Origin of the sequence: Methylomonas koyamae, from assembly GCF_006483455.1 — a bacterium.
Taxonomy (GTDB): Bacteria; Pseudomonadota; Gammaproteobacteria; order Methylococcales; family Methylomonadaceae; genus Methylomonas; species Methylomonas koyamae_B.
The window spans coordinates 1-21,661 of record NZ_PPPU01000006.1; the positions used below are offsets into that span (position 1 = coordinate 1).

A 21,661-nucleotide genomic window follows, 5' to 3' on the forward strand; every position below is an offset into this window, starting at 1 on the left:
AGATATAAGGGTGGGCACGGTTTTTGTGCCCACGCGGAATAGAATATATACCGTTGACGGTGGGCAAAAAAGCGTTGCCCACCCTACGTTTTTTGAATTTTCGTTAGACTTTGGGAGTGGTTTTCTCCCGTTATTCCGCCCCGAGCATCGGAGCTTTTGGCGAGAATAGCCCGCAGGGGCGCGGCAGGGATGCCGTGCGTTTTCGGAGGGCCAAGGATGGCCCTTCCGAAAACCCTCGGCAAAAGCGACAAATTTGCCTGGAGCAAATTTGAACAGCCGATAGGCTGGCCCGCAGGGCGAAAACCATGGATGGTTTTCGCAAAAGCGCAGGATTAAGGCGGAATGTCGGGTGGCCTTTTCTTTGGATACTTTCTTTTGGCCAAGCAAAAGAAAGTATCGCGGTTGTCGGTCCGCGAACCGACATTAAAACAGTCGTCGCGTCAGCGACACAAAACCAAATCGGATTGCATCAAGTTTTAGCATCGTTTCCGCCGAAACCCACCCAAACCCACCACCACCCCACTAATAAACATAACCAAAGCCCCCGGCAACGGCACCGCGGTAATATCAAAACCACGGCTGGCATTGATCGCTACCGGACCTTGGTTCAAAAAGATCAGACCTTGATTGAAGTCGGATAAATCGGAGGCGATCGCCAACGTCACTTGGCCGGCGGCCAGCGCTTTGAAATGCAAAGTCGCCAGATTGAACGTCGATGCGGTCGAGGGGTCACTGCCGATGCCGGGAAACGCCGAGCCGGCGGCGTGCAGATTGACCAGCAAGCTGTCGTCGGAGAACAGCGGATTGATGCTGCTGCTTTGAAATTCCACCAGGCCCGAGATCGAGCTGGCGGCTTTCAAGCCGAAAGCCAACAGCTCGTCGCTGCTATCGGCCGCGAACGGATCGTGCGCGACCAGATCGATAGCGAATACATCGCCGACCCGGATTGAATTGGCGGCGGTTTCCAGGCTGAAGGAGAGGGTGGCTGCCTGGCAATGGGCCGTGGTCAGCAACAGGCTGGCGCCGCATAGCGCCAGAATACGAAGCAAGTTTTGCATATTGTGATCCTAAAAATTAATCAAGGCCGCCGGCAAACGGTTTGCCGGTGGCCAGCCGGAGTTATTGGGCGCGAATGGAGGCGGTATAGCTGTTGAAATGGCCGTACCAGATTCGATAATCGGCGTACGTCACGCAACCGCTCATGTCGTAATCGGCTTCGGCGTTAAACCCTGTCTTGCCCACGCATTGGCCGATTTGAGCCTTAACCAGACCGGCGTCGCTGTTGTCGACATCGCCGTCGTTATCCAGATCGCCGGGGACGAACAGTTTGACCAGCAATGGATCGTGGTCGGAGGAACGGTAGGCATCCGCCGCGTAAAAGCTGGTGACTTGATTGGCCGATTTGAACTCGGTGTTGTAATCCAGCGCGCGCGGTTCGTCGGCGTTGATGTGCCATTCGCTAGCACTTTTGACTTGCGGCGCCAGCGCGCTATTGGCCAGCGCATGGTCCAGATAACCGGCCGCGCCGTCGAACACGTAGCTGTACGCCGCCCGGTTGCCGACCATCGTTTCCAGCAGGTTGCGGTAGCCGGCGTTCTTCAGTGCGGTAATCGGGTCTTCCTGGGCATAGCTGTTCAGGTCGCCGACGATCAAGCTGTTGGCCGCGCCTTGCTGGGTCGGGTCGCCGGCCAGCCAGCTAGCCAGGGCTTGGGCGGCATCGGTGCGGGTTTGATTGCAGTTGCCCTGGCCGTCGCCGGTATCCGGGTCGTTGACGTCGTCGCAGGCTGAACCTTTGGATTTCAAATGGTTGACCGCGACCGTCAGCAGCTTGTTGGAGGCCTTGTCCAGAAAGGTTTGCGCCAAGGTGGGGCGGTTTTTGCTGTCGATGAATTGCGGGTTAACAGACGAATCCAGAATCGCCACCTTACCGGCCGCTGTGACTTTCGCCGGCTTATAAATGATGCCGACCGCGATTTCGTCCGTGCCGACTTTGCTCAGGCCCGGATTGACGAAGGCGTAGGTGCCGGCGCCGGCCAGTTGATTCAAGCCGTTGACCAGATCGGCGATGGCGCTGGTGCTGCCGTAGCCGTCGTTTTCGATTTCCATCAAGCCCACCACATCGGCATTCAGCGCATGGATGGCGGGAATGATTTTGGCGCGCTGGCGGTTGAATTCGGCCAAGGTATTGGCGCCGCGCGCGGTCGGGAAACCGCCGCCCAAGCCGTTGCCGTTGAAGTAATTCAACACGTTGAAGCTGGCGACTTTCAACGAACCCAAACCGGTTGGTGCTGGGTTGGCCGGACGCGTGTTGCTGGCACTAAACGCCAACGGTTGGGTCGGCTGCAAGCGGTAGACGCCGAAATCGTAAGCCAATACGCCGGTGGCGCCGGCTACCGTATCGCCGGAGCGTAGGCTGTTGGCCGCGCTCAAGCCGGCCGGTTGCGGATAGATCACCGGATCGGGATTTTGCTGGTTGCTGCCGTCGTCGACCAACAATTGGTTTAACGCATTCTGCGCAGCAACATCGTTGGCGGCTTGGCCGGGCGCGGCGACTTGGGTCGGCGTCCACAAACGGCCGCCGGACGACAACAGAAATTCGCCGTAACGGGCCAGATTGTAGTTCTCGGTCACGGTCAGGGTTTGCGGTAGTTGTACCAGCATGCCTTCCCAACGTTCCGGGTCGTTATTGGTGCTGTCGAAAGGCAGGTTGACGGCCGCCGGCTCCGGTAAGGCGTTGCCGCTGGAACACACTTCAACAGCAGTGACGTTTTCCAGCCGGGTCATCCCGAAGGTTTCGGCGACGCTGCCGACGATGTGGACCCGGTCGCCGGCGTTGATCGGCGTATTGGCCAGCACGAACAGGCCTTCGGAAGTGGCCGGATTGGCGTCGGCATCGCTGCCTTGCTGGACGAAGAAACCATTCAAATTGCCGCTGCCTTGAAAGTCGGCGCTGACCACGGCTTCGACGTGTTGCACCGTGCCGTTTAGCGGGCTGACGCCGCCGCTGCCCTGAATCGCGCTGATCAAGGTTGCCGGCTGGCCGCACTGTGACGTGGGCGGTGGCGGCGTAATGCCGCCGAAGGTTTGGCCGGCGTTGGGACTGCCAAAGCTATTGGCCGCTGCCGTCGTCCAGGCAAAATCTTCATAGCTGCTGCCGGCGCCCTTTAACTGCAGGGACTGGCCTACGGCGACGCTCGACTCGCTGACGCCGATATCCACGCCGACTTTGCCGGCGGCTGGGCCGCCGACTGCGGTAAAGCTGCCTTCATAAGTTAAAAATTGTACGACCGTGCTGCCGTTGACCAGCGCAATGCCGTCCGGCGACCCGTTCTGGATACCGTCGGTCGGGTAACTGAAGCTCAGCGTGCCGAAGCCGGTGCCGGTCTGATCGGCAATGACGCCGCTCAGCGCTTTGGTGTTGTAACTGGCGCCGCCGTTGCCGTTGTACAGTACCAGCGACCAGCCGCTGAGGTTGGTGCCGGCCGGGCCGGCGATTTCGATGGCCTCGCCGGTGTCGGTTCCGGCGTTGTCGTAATGGATTTCGTTGATAAATACCGGGGTGGCGGCTTCGGCAGTAACCGAAGTGGCGAGTACGCCTAGCGCCGCCAGCAGCGGCAAGCGGCTAAGTGGAGTTGCGATCATGGTCGGATAGTCTCTGTATGGCAATAACAGCGAACAGGCTTGGCGCCTGGCCGACTCGCAGAAAATCCCGCCGCTGGTTCAAGGGGGTAGCGCCGAGGCGGGACCGGTTGTAACAACCGATTCTGCAAGCCCGGTCGCATTTTGCGGGATAAGCCGGAGCCGCAGGTTAAGATACGGTGACGGTTTGCGGAAGTTTTGGTGAAACGTATTACACCGGGGCGGGTGGGACGATGCCTAGCCGGCGTGGGGCAGGCCAGGTTCCGCGTGCGCTTCCGGGTTCGGTTTTTCCTGTTTCAACCAGTTCACCAACTCCAGGCGGCCGTCGGCGTGTTCGACGATGGCGGTGCAGCTTTCGACGAAGTCGCCGGTGTTGACGTAGGTGAAACCTTCGATTTCCTTGATTTCGGCGTGGTGGATGTGGCCGCAGATCACGCCGTCCAAGCCCTGGTTTTTAAGGGTGCGGACAATGCTTTCCTCATAATCGGAGATGAATTGCACCGCGTTTTTGACCTTGAATTTGACGAAGGCGGCCAACGAAAAATGCGATCGGTAGCCGATCAGTTTTTGGCAGATGCGCAGGAAGCGGTTGATTTCGATCAGCCAGTCGTAACCGACGCTGCCGATCTTGGCCAGCCAGCGGTGGTGTCTGGCGATGGTGTCGTATTCGTCGCCGTGCACGATCAGGAAGCGTTTGCCGGCGGCGGTGGTGTGGATGTCGGAGCGCTTGACCACGATGTCGCCGAATACGTAATCGTCGTATTCGCGCACGTTTTCGTCGTGGTTGCCCGGGACGTAGATAATCTGGGTGCCGTGGCGGGCTTTGCGCAGAATTTTCTGGATGATGGTGTTGTGCTCGCGCGGCCAGTACATCTTTTTCGACAAGGCCCAAAAGTCGATGATGTCGCCGACCAGATACAGTTTTTCGCTGTCGTTGTGTTTCAGAAAATCCAGCAGCGCTTCGGCGTGGCATTGGGTGGAGCCGATGTGCAAATCGGAAATCCAGATGGTTCGGTATACAGATGCAGTCATAAAACACGCTGAGATCGGTAGCGGATAAGCGTATTTTTCTGGCTGTTTATGACAGCAGTATGACGACTTGTCGGGTAAGGGTTGCCGCCCGCCGATTTTGCCGGCGACGCCCGCTTGTCACAATTCCGTCATCCGCTCCAGGCCTGTATCAGGCGAGGCCGCGCCAGCCGGCGCGCGTCACATTCCTGTCATTTTGGCTGGTTAAAATTGGGGTGTAAAAACTGCGCGTTAACCCGATAGAGGCTTGGCCATGACGACTCCGACCGACACCAGCGGCAATCCGCATACCTTGCACGAATACGACAACGACCTGAATCATTTGTACGGTCTGTTGCTCGAAGTGACCGACTTGCTGATTTACCAGTTGGAGCAAGCGATGCAGGCCATGGATTACGGCGATGCCGAACTGGCGCAAAAAGTCATTTCCCGCCAAAAAAAGCTGAAACATTTCGAAAGCAAGATCGACGACGGCGTATTGAGCGTGATTGCCCGGCATTGCCCGGTGGCCAACGATTTGCGTCTGGTGTTGTCGGTATCGAAGATCTCGGCGGAGTTTTCCAAAATCGGCGACGAAATCGGCGAATTTGCCAGACTGATCACGGTGTTGTTCGATCCGAATACCAGCGATCCAAACGAAAAATTGCTGGCCGACATTGTCAAGATGGGCGGCTTGGTCAAGTTGATTCTGGACAAGTTGATGGTGGTGTTCGAAAACCGCGATTCCAAGCAAGCCTACGCGCTGTTGCAATGCGACCAGCTCTGCGAAAACGAATTGCAGGAAGGGATCAAACACCAATTGGCCTATGTGCTGCACGACGCCCGCATGATCCGCCGGGCGCTGGACATCATGCAAATGATGAAAATTTTGGAGCGGTGCGCCGAGCATTGCCGCGTCATTGCCGAACATGCCGTGTTTATGCTGGACGGCGTCGATATCCGCCATGGCGGCCTGCTGCGCCAGCAAGCGCCTAGTCAAGGCGACGCTTGACCGGCGGTTGGATCAGTACTATCCGGAGTTTAACCATGAGTCTGACATTGCCGTTTCCGTTTTACGGGTTTGCCGATTATTGCAACGAGCTCAGAGCCTTGGGTATCGATCCCGGCTATGTGATGTACACGGACCGTCATGCCAACAACGACCAGCCGTGCGCCAGACTGGTGCCCGCCGCGCATTTGCCGGCGGCGCTGGCCTATATCGAAGCGCCCAGCGATGCGGCGTTCGTCAGCCTGGTCCAGGCCGGGGTGCTCTTGGATACCGAATGGGAGCGGCGTACCGGCGGCTGGCTGGTGGTGTCGTTTATCGGCTGGGAAGTTCTGCACAAAGCGTTCAGCCGCTTGAATGCGAAGCTGGACAATTCGGTGTTGGATATGGCGGGTTGATGGGCTTTGCCGCATCTGCGGCAAAGTCGGCGACGGTCGCCGCGAATCAAAACACGGTGACGCGGTTTCTGCCCCGGTGTTTGGATTCGTAAAGGGCATGATCGGCGCGGTTAGTCGCTTCTTCGACGCTATCGCCGTCGGAGCTCAATTCGGTAATACCTACGCTTACGGTGACCTTGCCTTGGGGTAAACCGCCCATCGCATCGTCATGGATGTCTTGGCGGATTTGTTCGAACAGTTCTTTGGCCTGCGAGATTCCGGCCTGCGGTAGGATCACCAGGAACTCTTCGCCGCCGTAGCGAAAGGCCAAGTCCGAGTTTCTAAGGCGGTTGCACAATCGCCGGGCGATTGCGGTCAACACGGTGTCGCCCATCGAATGCCCGTACTCGTCGTTAATCGCTTTGAAATGGTCGAGATCGAGCATGACCAAGCTACAGGGCGACTGGTAGCGGATGAGATAGGCGAACTGTTTCTCGATGAAATCGAACAGCATCACCCGATTGTAGAGCCCCGTCAGTGGGTCGTGCGTCGACAGTTCTTTGAGTTGCTGATTCTTTCGATCGAGTTCGGCGTAAAGCGCTGTCAGCTCCAATTCCCGGCGACGTAAGCGCAAGTGTGTCTTGACCCGGGCAATCAGCACTAAGGGATTCACCGGTTTGGTAATGAAATCCACCGCGCCCATTTCCAGCGCATTGGCTTCCACTTGAAAATTGGTTTCCGCCGTCACGAAAATGGTCGGGATGTCTTGCGTGTCCTTGTGCGATTTCAGGGCCTTGATCACCTCTTGGCCGGAAAAATCGGGCATGACCATGTCCAGCAAAATCAAATCCGGTTGTTGGGCAATGGCCATGGCCACGCCGTCTTTCCCGCTTTTGGTGCCGCGCACGGTGCAAATCGAAGCGAGTATCCGCTCCATGATCCTGTGGGTCAGGGGATCGTCGTCGATGACCAGGACTATCGGCTTAGTTCGCATGGTTGCCTGCTTGAATCCGGGCGTTCGTTTTTAGCCAGCCGGTGATGGCGGCCAATAGACGGTCGTTTTCCGCTATCAATTGCGCATAGGCTTCCTCGGTGCCGGGCGAGTTTGCTTTTAAGGCCGCTTCCAGTGCCGCGGCCTTGGCGACGGCATCGCTGGCGCCGAGGTTGGCTATTTGGCCTTTGAGTCGGTGCGCAACCTGTCTGGCCTCAGTCCAATCCCGGTTGGCGAAATGTCTTTTCAAACTGGCGATCACTTCGTTATTTTCGCCGGCGTAGAGCGCCAGTAACTCGATAAAAAGCTCCCGGTCGCCGAATAAATTGAGTTGAGAACGAGCGGAGTCTATGCCGGGAATGCTCGGCCATTCGGCCTCTGGTGCCGGGTTGGAGAACGCGGTTGTGGTATCCGGCGACAACGGTTTCGCTATGTCGGCACCTGCATTGTCCGGAATTTGGCCGGCAGCCGATGGCCGCTGCGGCTGATTCGGCCGCCTAATCCAACGGCTGAGTACGGCGATCATCTGCTCGGGATCCAGCGGTTTGGGCAGGAAGTCGGTCATGCCGATCTGCAGGCAGTTTTCGCGTTCGGTTTCGGTAACGCCGGCTGTCAGCGCGATGATCGGCAGTTCGACGTACTTGGGATTTGCCCTGATCCTGCCGGTAGCCTCGGCACCGCCCATGCCGGGCATGTGGACGTCCATCAGGATGGCGTCGAACTCTTGGCGCTCCAGCCACTCCAGCGCCTCGGCGCCGTTGTTGGCAATGTCGACCTCAACGTTTGCGAGTTTGAGGAATTCCGTGACCACTTTCTGGTTGATCTTGTTGTCCTCAGCGACCAAAATCCGGGCGCCGGCCAGCGCCAGACCTTTTTGCCGCAGATCTTGACTCAATGCGCCGGCGCTGCGCCGTTCGGAACGACGGTCGATGACATGAGGCGAGGGCGCTGAAGCCAAAACGGTCGGCAGCACGAAGTGGAAGGTGGAGCCTTGCCCCGGCGTACTGTCGATTTTCAGTTGGCTGCCCATCAGTTCCAGCAGTTGTTTGGTGATGGCCAGACCAAGGCCGGTACCGCCGAAGCGGCGAGTGGCGGAACCGTCCACTTGACTGAAGGGCTGAAACAGCCGGCTTTGGTCTTCCTCGGTAATGCCGATGCCGCTGTCGGCCACAGCGAAACTTAGCCGGGCCGACGAGCCTTCTTGCGCTAAAGGTTTGATGTGGATGCCGATCCGTCCGCGCTCGGTGAACTTGATAGCGTTGCCGATCAGGTTGGCGAGGATTTGCTGCAGGCGCAACGCATCGCCGATCAGCTCGGCGGGTGTGTCTTCAGCGATATCGATGGTCAAGGCCAGCGCCTTTTCGGCGGCACGGTGCGAGAACAGGCTGTACAGGTTATCGAGCAAGGTTTTAAGGTTAAAGTGTTGTTGGTCGATTGTGAGCTTTCCGGCCTCGAGTTTGGAGAAATCGAGAATGTCGTTCAGGATGCCCAGCAGGCTCTCTGACGACGCGTTGATCTTTTCCAGGTAGTCTCTGACTTCGACAGGCAACTCTTTATCCAGCGCCAGTTTGGATAAGCCGATGATGCCGTTCATCGGCGTGCGGATCTCGTGCGACATGTTGGCGAGGAATTCGGATTTGGTTTTGGCCAGGCCTTCGGCAACTTGTTTGGCGTCTTCGAGCGACACCAGATATTGCTTCTGTTCGGTAATGTCGCGCATGATGGTGGACAACATTTGCGGATTGCCGGCTTCGTCGCGGTGCAGAAGCAGGATTTGGGAGACGGGAATTTCTCGGCCGTCCTGGTTCAGAATAGCGGTTTCATTTTTCCAGTAACCGTGTTTCAGAACGGCCGGAACGCCTTCTTCCAGAATTTTCTGCGCAGCCCATTCCGGGTGCATGTCCTGGATCTTGCGGTTGGAAAGGTCGGCGTTGTCGTCCAGCCCCACCATTCGCCGCGCCATGAGGTTATGGAACAGCAAATTGCCCGACATGTCCGCGGTACCGATATAGTCAGGGCTTTCGTTGATGATGCGGAGCAGCTGCTTTAACTCCTGTTCCTGCTGCTTTCTTTCGGTGATGTCGGTATGGGTGCCGATCACCCGCAACGGGTTGCCTTGGGCATCTCGGCTGACTACCATGCCGCGTCCCAGAATCCATTTGTAATGGCCGTCGCCGCAGATGACCCGGTGCTCGCAGCTGAAATTGGGCGACTCGCCTCTAAAGTGGGTTTGCAACGCCGCCTCGGCTATCGCCAGGTCGTTTGGGTGGACAAGTTGCCGCCAGGTGTCGATATTGGGTTTCATCGACCCTTCTTCGAAACCCTGAATTTCGTACCAGCGTTTTGAATAGACGATCAGGCCGGCGCCGATATTCCAGTCCCAGACGCCGTCGCCGGCGCCCTCGAGCGCAAACTGCCAGCGTTCCTCGCTTTCTCTGGCTTTGTCCAAGGCCAGGATGTTTTCGGTCATATCGAAGCAACTGCCGATATAGCCCAGAAAATTTCCCAGGGCGTCGAAACGGGGAACGCCGTTATCCTGGAGCCAGCGGTACTCGCCGTCATGACGCCGCAAGCGGTATTCCATGTGGAAGGAGGTTCTCCGGTCGAAGTGGCCGGTATAAATTTCGAGACAGCGATCGATGTCGTCCGGATGCACCCCGGCCGTCCAACCCTGGCCCAATTCCTGTTCCATGGTCCGCCCGGTAAAATCCAGCCATACCTTGTTGAACCAATTGCAGCGCCCGTCGGCACCGGCAACCCAAATCAGTACCGGTGCGGCATTGGAAACCGACTGAAAGCGGCTTTCGGATTCTTTGAGTAATAGCTGGTTGGCTTTCAAGCGTTCGGTTTGCTCCCGTAAATCGTCGGTGAGGTTGCGAGCGATCTTGTGGGCGCGAATCCGCGTATTTGCAGACAGCCAAAACAGTCCCAATGTCAAAAAAGCGATGGACACCAGGCCGAAATACTCGGGCCACGGCTTAGCGACGTGGTTGATGGTTGCGTAGCCGGGCAGGGCCGTAAAATGTAAGATCCAAGTGTGTCCGCCGACTTCGAGATTGACGTCATGCGTCAATAGCGGATTGGCTGCGGTATACCCGTCCGCTGTCATGTCGGGTGCGCTATTGAACAAGGAATTTTCAGTGGTTTTTTCGCCATCGAAAATTTGTAAATCCAACGCGGACAGTTCGCCCTCGACGATGGGTTTGATGAGATCGTTCATGCGGTAAGGGCTATACACCCAGCCGATCAGCGACGCGCGTCTCTGGTCTAAAGTTTGGGTGATAGCACCATTCTTGAAAACCGGCAAATAAGCCAATACTCCCGCTTGGACGTCGGTTTTGGTTTCCTGCACCAGTTTTACCTTGCCGGAGAATGCAATGTCCCCAATATCTCGCGCCCGCAGCATCGCCTCGTTTCTGGTGGGCTCGGATAGCATGTCGTAGCCGAACGCCCTTAGATTTCTGCCGGAAAAAGGTTCCAGAAAAATAATGCTGGAATACTGCTCTCTATCGCCGGGCGGATTGACCACATATTCGGGAAAGCCCTGGTTGCGGATCTGGGCAATATGGGCTGGCAAGTCTGCTCGGGAAATCAATTCGGAAAATCCGACGCCTTGAATGCCCCGGTAAGTTTGATCGAGGTCGAGCTTTTCGACGAAATTTTTCCATTCGGCTCTTTCGACGCTGTTGGACGCCGCAAACAGGCCGGCGCCGGCTTTCAATAGCTGGGCATAGGCGTTCAAACGCTCGTTGATTTTTGTGGAAATGCGCTGGGAATCCTCGCGCAGAGCCTTATCCAGGCTTTGCTGTTGGCGGAGGTGGAGATTGAAACCGATAGAGGCCAGAAAAATAATCACAATACCGAATGCCACAGCGTATAACACTCTGTGGGACTCGATAGTTAACACATTACGCTTATCTGCGGTGCGTTGCCTCATAGGACGGGATGACCGATGTGAGTGTAAGCCAAGTCCGATTTGACGATTAATCGATCGGCGCCAAATCGGTGCGTCGATCAGGTGATATTCAGTTTATCAGAATCGTGAAGCTTGTTTGGTCGACGGGCGCTGGCCGTATCGAAACGGATCGGAGGGATGGCTCAATTGCTTTGGGCGTAACGGACAACAGCGCGTAAAAAAGCCAGGCTGGGCCTGGCCTTGTAGGTTTTATAGCGCGCGGGATGGGCTATTGGTGAATTTCCAAATGCAAGGCGCGGTATTCTTCGGTCAGTTTGTGTGACGGGGCGTAGTGGACCAGCGGTTGGGCATCGCTGTGCGATTCGCGGACTTTAACCGAGGTGGAGATTTTGGTTTCCAGTACCGGCAGGCCTTCCGCGATCAGGTCTTCGACCAGTTGCCGCGGCAGGTTGGCTTGTTTTTGGTATTGGTTGACGACGACGCCCTCCACCTCCAGATGCGGGTTGTGGTCGGCTTTGACTTCGGTGATCGCGCGCATCAGCGTGTAAAGTGCTTCGCGGGCGAAGGTGTCGCAGTCGAACGGGATCAGACATCTTTCGGCTGCGATCAGCGCAGACAGGCTGTAGAAGTTCAGAATCGGCGGCGTGTCGATATAGATGTGCTCGAAGCCTTCCAGTCGTTCCAACGCTTCGCGCAGTTTGTAGATTTTATGCCGCGACTCCAGCCGGCTTTGCAGGCCTTCCAGGTCGGAATGCGACGGCAGCACGTACAGGTTGGGGAAGGGCGTTTCGTGGATCAGGCCGTCCAGGCCTTCCTTGCCGCCGCCGAACAGGCCCAAACCGAGGCTGTCCTTGAAAAAGTGGGCAATGGTTTTATCGGAATCCGCGACCTTGCTGCCCAGCAGGTATTGCGTCGAGTTGCCTTGGACGTCGAGGTCGATTACCAGGGTTTTTTTGCCTTCAACGGCACTGATCGCCGCCAAATTACAGGTAATGGTGGATTTACCGACGCCGCCTTTCTGATTGAAAATCACCCTGCGCATAATCGCCCTCGATCAAGGAAAAATAAAGCCCGCATTATAAGGTTTGAGCCCGCAATATCAACAACGGCTGAAACTGCTGCCTTTGCATTCGGGGCAGGCCGGGATGATGCTGGTGGATTTGAAGGCGATTTGCTTGCCGCAAACGTCGCAGGTGAAGGTGCCGGGGCCGGCCACTTCGCCGCTCTGGTAGGGGTGGTACAGTTTGGCTTCCATTTCCAGCGCCGCCAGCTTGACCCGGGTCTTGTCGGCAATGTCGAGAAAGGCTTCCAGCGCGAAGTTCTCGATCAGTTCGATGTCGAATTTCAGCCACTCGGACAGCGAGTCGTTTTCTTCCTTCAGGCTTGGCGACGTGGCGACGTGTTCGACGTCGCGCATCACATAGTCGGCGATTTTGTTGATTTCTTCCTGGGTATGGCCGCCCAGCGCGGCGGTTTTTTTCTTGGCGATTTCCAGCGCGTCGGCTACCGAATGCAGCGTGTCGTCCATCGCTTCGTACAGATGGCCCATCAAGTCGTCGTATGCGTCGATCAGTTTGTTTTCGCCCATGCTTACTCCCGCTTTTATTATAGTATTCGCGCTTTAGATTTAAGCGCCTGTAAGGTATTCTAGCGCCTTTTTACAGCAAAAGACGAACAGGATGGAAGAGCATTACAACCCCGCGGCGATCGAAGAAAAAGTCCAAGCCGATTGGGAAAAATCAGGCGTGTTTACCGCAACCGAGGATACCGGCAAGGAAAAATACTACTGCTTGTCGATGTTCCCCTATCCGAGCGGCAAGCTACATATGGGTCACGTCCGCAACTATACGATCGGTGACGTGATCAGCCGCTTCCAACGCATGCAACGCAAACACGTGTTGCAGCCGATGGGCTGGGACGCTTTCGGCCTGCCGGCGGAAAACGCCGCAATGCAAAACAAGGTGCATCCGGCCGATTGGACCTATTCCAATATCGATTACATGCGCGACCAGCTCAAACGTCTGGGCTTCGGCTACGACTGGAGCCGCGAGCTGGCGACTTGCGATCCGGAATACTATCGCTGGGAACAATGGTTCTTCATCCGCCTGCTGGAAAAAGGCCTGGTCTATAAAAAAACGGCGCCGGTCAACTGGTGCCCGCACGACCAGACTGTGTTGGCCAACGAGCAGGTTATCGATGGCTGCTGCTGGCGTTGCGATACCCAGGTCGAGAAAAAAGAAATCTCGCAGTGGTTTTTGAAAATTACTGCTTATGCCCAGGAGTTGCTCGACGATCTGCAAAAACTGCCGGGTTGGCCGGAACAGGTCAGAACGATGCAGGCCAACTGGATCGGTCGTTCCGAAGGTGTGGAAATGGATTTTGCCGTCGACGGTTTCGAGTCGCCGATCCGCATCTACACCACCCGTCCCGACACCGTAATGGGCGTGACTTATGTTGCGGTAGCCGCCGAACACCCGGTCGCTAAAAAAGCCGCCGAAACCAATGCCGAGATTGCCGAATTTATCGAATCCTGCAAGCAGATGGAAACCTCGGAAGCGGCGATGGAAACCATGGAAAAACGCGGCATCGCCTCCGGTTACAACGCGATTCATCCGCTGACCGGCGAGTCGGTGCCGGTCTGGATCGCCAATTTCGTGTTGATGAGCTACGGCACCGGTGCCGTGATGTCGGTCCCGGCTCACGACCAGCGCGATTACGAATTTGCCAAACGCTACGGCATCGCGATTAAAGAAGTGATTGCGTCTGCTGACGGCAGCGATGATAGCGTCGCGGAAAAAGCCTTCACCGACAAAGGTGTGTTGCTTAACTCCGGCGAATTCGACGGTCTGGATTTCAAACAAGCCTTCGACGCCATCGCCGCCAAATTGGCCGGTCTCGGCAAGGGCGAGCGCAAAACCAACTTTAGATTGCGCGACTGGGGCGTATCCCGCCAACGTTATTGGGGCGCGCCGATTCCGGTGGTGTATTGCGACGACTGCGGTACCGTCCCGGTCCCCGACGAGCAATTGCCGGTGACCCTGCCGCGCGACGTGGTGCTGGACGGTTCGCAGTCGCCATTGGCCGCGCATCCGACCTTCCCGCACACCACCTGCCCGAAATGCGGCAAGCCGGCCCGGCGCGAAACCGATACCTTCGATACCTTCATGGAATCGTCCTGGTACTTTGCCCGCTACGCCAGCAGCGACTGCCACACGGCGATGCTGGACCAGCGCGCCAACTACTGGCTGCCGGTCGACCATTACATCGGCGGTATCGAGCACGCGATTCTGCATTTGCTCTACTCGCGCTTTTACAACAAATTGCTGCGCGACGAAGGCTTGCTGGTTTGCGATGAGCCGTTCAAAAATCTGCTGACCCAGGGCATGGTGGTCGCCGAGACTTTTTACCAATTCGACGAACACGGCCATAAAAAGTATTTCAACCTGACCCAGATCGAAGTCGAGCGCGACGCCAAGGGCAAGATCGTCGGCGCCAAGTTATTGGAAGACGGTTCGCCGGTCACGGTCGGCGCGATCGAAAAAATGTCGAAGTCAAAAAACAACGGCGTCGATCCGCAGGTGCTGATCGACAAATACGGCGCCGATACCGTGCGTTTGTATACGATGTTCACCTCGCCGCCGGACCAATCGCTGGAATGGAACGACGCCGGCGTCGAAGGTGCGTTTCGCTTCCTGAAGCGGTTGTGGCGGCAAGTGTATCTGCACGTTGAAGCCGGTTTGCCGCAAGCGACGCTGGATAAAGCGGCCTTGACCGACGATCAAAAAGCCCTGCGCCGCCAGTTGCACCAGGCCTTGCAAAAGGTGACCGACGACATGGCCCGTCGCCACACCTTCAACACCGCGATTGCTGCCAATATGGAGCTGGTCAACGCGTTGAACAAATTTGAGGACGACAGCGCCAACGGCCGGGCGGTACGCCAGGAAGTGCTGGAAGCCATCGTGTTGATGTTGGCGCCGATCATTCCGCACGCGGCGCAGCAACTGTGGAACGATCTGGGTCGTGACAGCGATATCGTCGTCGCAGCATGGCCGGAACTGGACGAGTCGGCGTTGGTGCAGGACAGCATTGAGATGGTGGTGCAGGTCAACGGCAAATTGCGTGGCAAATTGGCGGTTGCGGTCAGCGCCTCCAAGGAACAGATCGAAACCTTGGCCTTGGCCGATGCCAATGTGCAGCGCTTCCTCGAGGGTAAGCCGGTCAAAAAGCTGATCGTCGTGCCGCAAAAACTGGTGAATATCGTTGTTTAATTGCGTTGGTAAAAAGCCGATGAAGCGCTTGTTTCGATATCTGGTTCTGGCGGCATTGTTGGCGCAAGCCGGTTGCGGCTACCATTTGCGCGGCTCGATCGAGATGCCGGCCGCGCTGAAGAGTCTTTACATTTTCGGCGCTTCCGGACCGTTGCAAAACGAAATGCAGCAAATCATGCGGGCTTCGAAAGGCAAATTGGCGCCGACGCCGAACGAGGCCGGTGTCGTCATCAAAGTGTTGAGAGAAGACATGCGCAGCCGGGTGCTGTCTATCGGCTCCACCGGTAAATCCAGCGAATCCGAGCTGGAATATTATCTGCGCTTCCAGTTCTTCGACGATAAGGAGACTGCGATGATGGATGAACAAGTCATCGAATTATCCCGCGAATTTTTCAACGACCAGACCGCGGTGTTGGCGAAAACCAACGAGGAACAGTTGATCCGCGGCGAGATTTACAAGCAGGCGGCCCGGATGATCCTGGCCCGCGCCCGGGTGGCGATCGACAACCAGAAGTAAAAAACGTGCGCTTGAAAGTCGAACAGTTGGCTGCGGCGTTGCAAAAATCCGTGGCGCCGGTCTATCTGGTCAGCGGCGACGAACCTTTGCAACTGGGCGAAGCCGCCGACGACATTCGCCAGGCTGCCCGCGCGGCCGGTTACACCACCCGCGAAGTGATTTCGGTCGAGTCCGGCCACGAGTGGCCGCAACTTAGCCTGGAAGCCGATTCGCTATCCATATTTTCCGACAAAAAATTAATTGATCTGCGCCTGCCTTCGGCGAAGCCTGGAACGGAAGGCAGCAAGGCTTTGATCGCCTATTGCCAACACCTGCCGGACGATACCGTGCTGCTGGTGACGGCCGGCAAACTGGAGTCGGCGGCGCAAAAGTCGCAATGGTTTCAAGCGTTGGACGCCGTTGGCGTCATCGTCCAGGTTTGGCCGCTGCAGGGGCAGGAGTGGTTAAACTGGTTGCAGCGCCGCGCCGAACGCAGGGGCATGCGGCTGGACAACGAGGCTTTGAAGAGCCTGGCCGCTCGTGTCGAGGGCAATCTATTGGCGGCCGCGCAGGAGATCGAAAAGCTTTACATCTTGCATGGTGCGGCTTTGGTCAGCAAAGCCATGATTGAGGACGACGTTGCCGACAGCGCCCGTTTCGACGTGTTCAAATTGACCGATGCCTTGCTGGAGGGAAAATTGAACCGGTCTTTAAAAATATTGAACGGCTTGCAGGCTGAAGGCACCGCCGCTTCTATCGTGTTATGGGCGATTTGCCGGGAAACCCGGATGTTGTTGCTGGTCAAAGCCGAGTTGCGGCGTGGCGCTAATCCGGAAGCGGTGTTTAAGAAGTTTCAGATTTGGGATAAACGCAAATCTTTGGTGCAAGAGGCGTCTCGGCGCTTGCGGGCCGAACAGTTACAGGGGATTTTACGGGCCGGTGCAGAGGTGGACCGTTGCATCAAGGGGCAGGCCGGTGGCAACGAATGGGAAGGGTTGTTCGGTTTGTGTTTGCGATTCGCGGGAATGCCTGATTTTTGATGTTGCGAGTCGGCCGGAATCTGCTGCCCCGATTGAAGCGCCGGGGCAGCAAAGCCGCGAAGTCCTAACCGGAGTGGTTTAGGCGACGGTTTTTTTTCGTTGACCCGTGCCCAACAGGCCGACCAAGCCTGCGCCGAACATCCACGCCGCTGCCGGCAACGGCACTGCAGTCAGGTTGATGGAGCCGTCGACGGCTGCCAAGGCGCCTTCGCTTTTGTTGTGGCCTTGCACGCTGGTGATGCCGGGAAGCAAGGTCGAGTTTTTCAAATCGATTGAAAACAAAGCACTGCCGCCGCCGATCGGCGCGCTATAAACGCTGGAATTGGAACTGCCGAAAATCCCCGAAAAACTCAGATCCAGCTGTTCGATGCCTTTGCCGGAAGATAGTGAGATAAATCCGCTACCGCCGGTCAGCGTGCCGGATAAAATCGCAGTGCCATCGTTAAAGCCGCTATCGGCGCTGAAGCTGAAGTCAGGCGTGGTGTCGAAATACAGGCCAACATTGCCCCCGGTCAGCGAGATGCTTTGCACTCCGCCCGGCAATACGGAATAGGTGCCGGTAAAATTGGCGACTACGGTTAATTCGAAGCCGCTGCCGCTACCAGACGCACCGCTGACGTTAAGTTGCGGCACGTTGATGCCGCCGGCATTGGTCAGAATGTGGTCGTTGACATAGGTCTGGAAATAGCCGCTCAGCGTGCCGTCGTTATTGACTTTAACCAAGCCAACGCCCAAGCCGAAGTCGTAGGTGTCGAACGGGCCGACGACGGCTTCGTCGCCGGTGGCTCCGGGAGCTGCGGTGTAATTGGCTGTGCCGCTCCATGCCGCTGCCGAAGCGATAGGCGTAGTGATTGCCAAGCCCAGCAGTAGCAGGCTCTGCTTAAGATGATGCGAGAAAGCGCAGTGTTTCATGTTAATCCCTCAAAAAAGTGAAAAATATCGATCCCCCTCGGTGGGCGTTTATACCCGTTTCCGGTCAAGAATTCAAATTACAATTCAATTACCTAGCACTCAGGTCAGGGCTCCCGCGAAAATGGCGCGTCAGAGCCGATTTGTTAGGGGTTCGAACGGAAAGCCAGGTGGTCGATTCCTTCCAATATTCGTGGTTTTTTGGCGGGCGAGCATAAGCTACAATTTCGCCCGTTTATTAAACGTTGTTACAACCGAGGATTAAGCAATGGCAGAGTTCAGAAAGTACAAATGCAAAACCTGTGGCCACATTTACGACGAGGAGTTGGGCGATCCGCGTAACGGCGTAGCGCCGGGCACGCGTTGGGAAGATGTGCCGGAAGACTGGGGTTGCCCGAAGTGCGGTGCGGTCAAGGCGATGTTTACTTTGATGCGCTGAAGCGGTTCGGTCGGGTAAGAAAAAGGGCGCCATTTGGCGCCCTTTTTTTGTGCGATAGGGTCGGCTTTATGCCAGTTTGGCTTTGATAAACCCGACCAGCTCGGAGAAAGGAACTTCCTGACTTTCCGGGTCGGTACGGCCCTGGTATTCGACGGTGCCGCTGTCCAGGCCCCGGTCGCCGATGACGATGCGGTGCGGGATGCCGATCAGTTCCATGTCGGAGAACATGAAGCCGGCGCGGACCTTGCGGTCGTCGAGCAAGACTTCGATGCCGGCGTCCTGCAGTTCCTGGTAGATCTTTTCCACGGTATCGACCAGGCGGTCGGATTTGTACATGTTCATCGGGCAGATGGCGACCTGGAACGGCGCCAGTTCGTTGGGCCAGATGATGCCGCGCTCGTCGTGGCCTTGCTCGATGGCGGCCGCGACGACGCGGGAAATGCCGATGCCGTAGCAGCCCATGATCATGGTTTGGTTTTTGCCTGCTTCGTTGACGATGGCGGCGTTCATGGATTCGCTGTACTTGGTGCCCAGTTGGAAAATGTGGCCGACTTCGATGCCGCGGGCGATAGTCAAGCTGCCGTGGCCGTCCGGGCTAGGGTCGCCGTCCACGACTTGGCGGATGTCGTGCAGCCACTCGTTCATCAATTTCCGATCCCTACTCCAGTTGACGCCGGTGTAGTGGATGCCTTCTTCGTTGGCGCCGCAGACGAAGTCGCTCATATTTTCGACGGCGTAATCGGCAATGATATGGCAGGGAGTTGTCTCGTTGGCAATTGGGCCTATGTAGCCAGGGCGGCAATGCATGAGGCTTTCAATCTCTTCGTCTTTGGCAAAGTCGAAGTTACCGATAATTTTACTCAATTTGATTTCGTTCAGTTCATGGTCGCCGCGCAGTAGAATCATGTAATAAACGTTGCGGTCTTGCGGATCGGCCGGGCGCTGTACCAGAATCAGGGTTTTCAGCACTTTGTCGGCGGTGGTGCCTAAAAATTCGCAGACTTCGGCGATGGTTTTTTTACCCGGAGTTTTGGTCTTTTCCAGATTTCGGCCGGGCTCGGGCCGATTTAACGGCGGGCGGCGGACTTCGGCTTTTTCGACGTTGGCCGCGTAATCGCTGGCGTCGGAAAACGCGATGGCGTCTTCGCCGGAGTCGGCCAGTACGTGAAACTCGTGCGACACCGCGCCGCCGATCGCGCCGGAATCGGCCATCACCGCGCGGAACTTCAAGCCGAAGCGGTTGAAGATGTTGGTATAGGTTTGATACATCACGTCATAGGTTTGCTGCAGCGATTCCTGGTCCAGATGGAAGGAGTAGGCGTCCTTCATGATGAATTCGCGCGAGCGCATCACGCCGAAGCGAGGGCGAATTTCGTCGCGGAATTTGGTCTGAATTTGGTAGTAGGTGACCGGCAACTGTTTGTAGCTTCTCAGTTCGTGGCGGGCCAGGTCGGTGATGATTTCCTCGTGGGTCGGGCCCAGGCAGAAATCGCGGTCGTGGCGGTCTTTCATGCGCGCCAGCTCGGGGCCGTATTTTTCCCAGCGTCCGGTTTCCTGCCACAGTTCGGCCGGTTGCAGCGCCGGCATCAACACTTCCAGGGAGCCGGCCTTGTTCATTTCCTCGCGGGTGATTTGCTCGACCTTGCGCAACACCCGCAAACCCAGCGGCAGCCAAGTGTAAATGCCGGCGGCGAGTTTGCGGATCAGGCCGGCGCGAATCATCAGTTTGTGGCTGGCGATTTCGGCGTCGGCGGGCGTTTCTTTGACGGTGCTTAGAGGAAATTGGGAAGTGCGCATGGCGACCTTTGGGTTGGTTTATCAAAAGAGCGGTATTTTACCGATAAATCGCGCAAACGACGACGCAGGGAGCGTTTAACGCCACAATGGTGCCGCTTGACGTTGCCGTTGGACAGGAAATTTGGGAAACTTGAGCGGATAAAGATCGTTGCAAAGGAAGTTATGATTAAAGTATTACTCGTGGACGACCATGAATTGGTCAGGAGCGGTATCGAGGCGCTGCTGGCGGCGGAGAAGGATATCTCCGTGGTTGGCGTATGCAATAGCGGTGAACAGGCGTTGCCAATCGTCGCTCAGAATCCGCCGGACGTGGTTTTGATGGATATCAATATGCCGGGGATGGGCGGGTTCGAGGCGTGCCGGCGGATTTTGCAAACTCAGCCCAATGCCAAGATTATTGCGTTATCGGTCCATAACGACGGGCCGATTCCGCAACAGTTATTGAAATTGGGGGTGGTGGGCTTCGTTTCCAAAGCTTCGCCGGTTAACGAAATGGTCGCAGCAATTAAAACCGTGATGTCCGGAAAACGCTATTTGTGCCAGGACGTGGCCAGCAATTTGGCGTTTCAATTTTTGCCGGGCGCCGACGTTTCACCGTTTTTACAGCTGTCCCAGCGCGAGGCCGAAGTGGTACGGATGATTCTGAACGGGAAAAGCATTCAGGAAATGTCGGAAGCGCTGGCCTTGAGCGACAAGACGATCAACACCTACCGTTACCGGGTTTACCGCAAGCTCCAGATTAAAAATGACGTGGAGTTGACCAGATTGGCGGTGAAATTCAATTATTTGGATGCGGTGTGATGGCGCGCGCGGGCCGGACTATCAGTCCAGCCCTTGTCAGGTCCGGTGCTAAACCAGCGTGCGCGCTTTGACGAAAGCTTCGCGGAAGTCCAGAAAGACCGGTTTTTCGGTCTCCAGCATCAGTTTCAACAGCTCGTGTTGCAATTGATACTTGATATTGCCTACGGCCAGAGCGCCAACACCTACCGCTTTCGGCGACAAGGTCGCTAGCGTAAGCGGGGCGGCAAAATCGTTCAGTTCGATCCCTTCGATGCCCAGCGGCGGTACCGCATTGACGTCGCCGGCAACTTTGAGTTGTTTGGCGTGCGCCAGTACGGCCGAGCTGATAACCCGAATCCCGGCTTTTGCGGTGCAGAACACGATGTCTGCGTCGGCGATCAATTCGGATTTCTCTTCGTCGTTGCGTGCCACAGCTGCTCCCATGCTGGAGCCAAAACGCCGGTTGTATTGTTTGGCCGCATCCTTGGCGGTCTCGACTGACAAATGGTCTACTAGCAAGGTTTCCGCGCCTTGCAACGACGCGATCACTCCGGTTGCGATCCCTACCGGACCGGTCCCGCCGAACACCAGTGTTTTCAAACCTTTCAACTCCAGTCCGTAGTGATCTCTCAACGCCTTTTCCACGCACGCCACTAGTGCGGCGGCGGTGGTGCAAGCGCCGCTGGGATCGGCAAATACCGATACTTGAAACGGCGGGACCATGGCAGGTTTGGTGGCTTGCAGCATATCGATAGCCAATCCCATATCGCGGCCGCCGATGAACAGGGCGGTACTTTTGTTGCCGGCCGGACTCCGTGAGAACACCGCATCCTGAGTCAGGTTGGGTATGTTCTCCAGTTTGACGTTGGCGTAAGGAATGAGCACATCGAAACCGGCGTCTAACGCCATGTTGATGTCAAACGGACTATTGTTTGGCATCGGGTCGAACATGTGGAGTATGCTACGTTTTGGCATTGGTACCTTACCCTGTAATA

At 56.6% G+C, this 21,661-nt stretch carries 17 protein-coding genes; 7 read left to right on the plus strand and 10 right to left on the minus strand.

What is annotated here, in order from left to right:
- Positions 1-476: 476 nt before the first annotated feature.
- The 3 genes from C2U68_RS02445 to C2U68_RS02455 form a co-directional block, all read right to left on the minus strand.
- The gene (locus C2U68_RS02445) at positions 477-1,058 is read right to left on the minus strand and encodes a hypothetical protein (protein ID WP_140910926.1); all 582 of its coding nucleotides are present in this window, start codon (positions 1,056-1,058) and stop codon (positions 477-479) included.
- 61 nt (positions 1,059-1,119) lie between these two features.
- Positions 1,120-3,642: an ExeM/NucH family extracellular endonuclease gene (locus C2U68_RS02450; RefSeq protein WP_140910927.1), complete on the minus strand. Its 2,523-nt coding sequence runs from the start codon at positions 3,640-3,642 to the stop codon at positions 1,120-1,122.
- A gap of 234 nt (positions 3,643-3,876) precedes the next feature.
- Positions 3,877-4,671 carry a UDP-2,3-diacylglucosamine diphosphatase gene (locus C2U68_RS02455; protein WP_140910928.1) on the minus strand — a complete coding sequence of 265 codons (795 nt, stop codon included), beginning with the start codon at positions 4,669-4,671 and terminating at the stop codon, positions 3,877-3,879.
- 250 nt (positions 4,672-4,921) lie between these two features.
- Here C2U68_RS02455 and phoU point away from each other — a divergent pair, with 250 nt between their 5' ends.
- Positions 4,922-5,659, plus strand: coding sequence for a phosphate signaling complex protein PhoU (phoU, locus tag C2U68_RS02460; RefSeq protein ID WP_140910929.1), 738 nt, complete (start codon positions 4,922-4,924; stop codon positions 5,657-5,659).
- 35 nt (positions 5,660-5,694) lie between these two features.
- Complete coding sequence (locus C2U68_RS02465; protein ID WP_140910930.1) at positions 5,695-6,051, plus strand: hypothetical protein; 357 nt, start codon at positions 5,695-5,697, stop codon at positions 6,049-6,051.
- Between the two features lie 46 nt (positions 6,052-6,097).
- On the opposite strand, the gene C2U68_RS02470 is transcribed toward C2U68_RS02465, so the two are convergent.
- From C2U68_RS02470 to C2U68_RS02485, 4 genes are all read right to left on the minus strand, one after another.
- Positions 6,098-7,024, minus strand: coding sequence for a diguanylate cyclase (locus C2U68_RS02470; protein ID WP_140910931.1), 927 nt, complete (start codon positions 7,022-7,024; stop codon positions 6,098-6,100).
- The gene (locus C2U68_RS02475; RefSeq protein WP_186289473.1) at positions 7,014-10,904 is read right to left on the minus strand and encodes a CHASE domain-containing protein; all 3,891 of its coding nucleotides are present in this window, start codon (positions 10,902-10,904) and stop codon (positions 7,014-7,016) included. The genes C2U68_RS02470 and C2U68_RS02475 overlap by 11 nt, the downstream gene beginning before the upstream one ends.
- 301 nt (positions 10,905-11,205) lie before the next feature.
- The gene (locus C2U68_RS02480) at positions 11,206-11,979 is read right to left on the minus strand and encodes a ParA family protein (protein ID WP_140910933.1); all 774 of its coding nucleotides are present in this window, start codon (positions 11,977-11,979) and stop codon (positions 11,206-11,208) included.
- 57 nt (positions 11,980-12,036) lie between these two features.
- Positions 12,037-12,525, minus strand: a complete 489-nt coding sequence (locus C2U68_RS02485; RefSeq protein ID WP_140910934.1) for a zinc ribbon-containing protein — start codon at positions 12,523-12,525, stop codon at positions 12,037-12,039.
- A 91-nt stretch (positions 12,526-12,616) separates the two neighbouring features.
- Here C2U68_RS02485 and leuS point away from each other — a divergent pair, with 91 nt between their 5' ends.
- The 3 genes from leuS to holA are packed head-to-tail and all read left to right on the plus strand — an operon-like array spanning position 12,617 to position 16,741.
- Positions 12,617-15,205 (plus strand): leucine--tRNA ligase, encoded by a 2,589-nt coding sequence (gene leuS, locus C2U68_RS02490; RefSeq protein WP_140910935.1) that lies wholly within the window; start codon positions 12,617-12,619, stop codon positions 15,203-15,205.
- 19 nt (positions 15,206-15,224) lie between these two features.
- Positions 15,225-15,722 carry an LPS assembly lipoprotein LptE gene (gene lptE / locus C2U68_RS02495; RefSeq protein WP_140910936.1) on the plus strand — a complete coding sequence of 166 codons (498 nt, stop codon included), beginning with the start codon at positions 15,225-15,227 and terminating at the stop codon, positions 15,720-15,722.
- 5 nt (positions 15,723-15,727) lie between these two features.
- Entirely contained in the window at positions 15,728-16,741 is a 1,014-nt protein-coding gene (holA, locus tag C2U68_RS02500) for a DNA polymerase III subunit delta (protein WP_140910937.1), read from the plus strand.
- A gap of 78 nt (positions 16,742-16,819) precedes the next feature.
- On the opposite strand, the gene pepA is transcribed toward holA, so the two are convergent.
- Complete coding sequence (gene pepA / locus C2U68_RS02505; RefSeq protein ID WP_140910938.1) at positions 16,820-17,653, minus strand: flocculation-associated PEP-CTERM protein PepA; 834 nt, start codon at positions 17,651-17,653, stop codon at positions 16,820-16,822.
- A 265-nt stretch (positions 17,654-17,918) separates the two neighbouring features.
- Here pepA and C2U68_RS02510 point away from each other — a divergent pair, with 265 nt between their 5' ends.
- Positions 17,919-18,089 (plus strand): rubredoxin, encoded by a 171-nt coding sequence (locus C2U68_RS02510; RefSeq protein WP_140910939.1) that lies wholly within the window; start codon positions 17,919-17,921, stop codon positions 18,087-18,089.
- 66 nt (positions 18,090-18,155) lie between these two features.
- Here the strand turns inward: C2U68_RS02510 and C2U68_RS02515 are convergent, their stop codons facing one another.
- Positions 18,156-19,886 carry a proline--tRNA ligase gene (locus C2U68_RS02515; RefSeq protein WP_140910940.1) on the minus strand — a complete coding sequence of 577 codons (1,731 nt, stop codon included), beginning with the start codon at positions 19,884-19,886 and terminating at the stop codon, positions 18,156-18,158.
- A gap of 162 nt (positions 19,887-20,048) precedes the next feature.
- On the opposite strand from C2U68_RS02515, the gene C2U68_RS02520 reads away from it, so the two are divergent.
- The gene (locus tag C2U68_RS02520) at positions 20,049-20,687 is read left to right on the plus strand and encodes a response regulator (RefSeq protein WP_140910941.1); all 639 of its coding nucleotides are present in this window, start codon (positions 20,049-20,051) and stop codon (positions 20,685-20,687) included.
- A gap of 48 nt (positions 20,688-20,735) precedes the next feature.
- On the opposite strand, the gene C2U68_RS02525 is transcribed toward C2U68_RS02520, so the two are convergent.
- A complete protein-coding gene (locus tag C2U68_RS02525) occupies positions 20,736-21,641 on the minus strand; it encodes an NAD(P)-dependent methylenetetrahydromethanopterin dehydrogenase (protein ID WP_140910942.1) in 906 nt (301 codons plus the stop codon).
- Positions 21,642-21,661: the final 20 nt, after the last annotated feature.

Coding starts and splice junctions, on each gene's coding strand:
- C2U68_RS02445 (WP_140910926.1), bottom strand. CDS start 1,058: ATGCAAAACTTGCTTCGTATTCTGGCGCTATGCGGCGCCAGCCTGTTG.
- C2U68_RS02450 (WP_140910927.1), bottom strand. CDS start 3,642: ATGATCGCAACTCCACTTAGCCGCTTGCCGCTGCTGGCGGCGCTAGGC.
- C2U68_RS02455 (WP_140910928.1), bottom strand. CDS start 4,671: ATGACTGCATCTGTATACCGAACCATCTGGATTTCCGATTTGCACATC.
- phoU (WP_140910929.1), top strand. CDS start 4,922: ATGACGACTCCGACCGACACCAGCGGCAATCCGCATACCTTGCACGAA.
- C2U68_RS02465 (WP_140910930.1), top strand. CDS start 5,695: ATGAGTCTGACATTGCCGTTTCCGTTTTACGGGTTTGCCGATTATTGC.
- C2U68_RS02470 (WP_140910931.1), bottom strand. CDS start 7,024: ATGCGAACTAAGCCGATAGTCCTGGTCATCGACGACGATCCCCTGACC.
- C2U68_RS02480 (WP_140910933.1), bottom strand. CDS start 11,979: ATGCGCAGGGTGATTTTCAATCAGAAAGGCGGCGTCGGTAAATCCACC.
- C2U68_RS02485 (WP_140910934.1), bottom strand. CDS start 12,525: ATGGGCGAAAACAAACTGATCGACGCATACGACGACTTGATGGGCCAT.
- leuS (WP_140910935.1), top strand. CDS start 12,617: ATGGAAGAGCATTACAACCCCGCGGCGATCGAAGAAAAAGTCCAAGCC.
- lptE (WP_140910936.1), top strand. CDS start 15,225: ATGAAGCGCTTGTTTCGATATCTGGTTCTGGCGGCATTGTTGGCGCAA.
- pepA (WP_140910938.1), bottom strand. CDS start 17,653: ATGAAACACTGCGCTTTCTCGCATCATCTTAAGCAGAGCCTGCTACTG.
- C2U68_RS02510 (WP_140910939.1), top strand. CDS start 17,919: ATGGCAGAGTTCAGAAAGTACAAATGCAAAACCTGTGGCCACATTTAC.
- C2U68_RS02515 (WP_140910940.1), bottom strand. CDS start 19,886: ATGCGCACTTCCCAATTTCCTCTAAGCACCGTCAAAGAAACGCCCGCC.
- C2U68_RS02520 (WP_140910941.1), top strand. CDS start 20,049: ATGATTAAAGTATTACTCGTGGACGACCATGAATTGGTCAGGAGCGGT.
- C2U68_RS02525 (WP_140910942.1), bottom strand. CDS start 21,641: ATGCCAAAACGTAGCATACTCCACATGTTCGACCCGATGCCAAACAAT.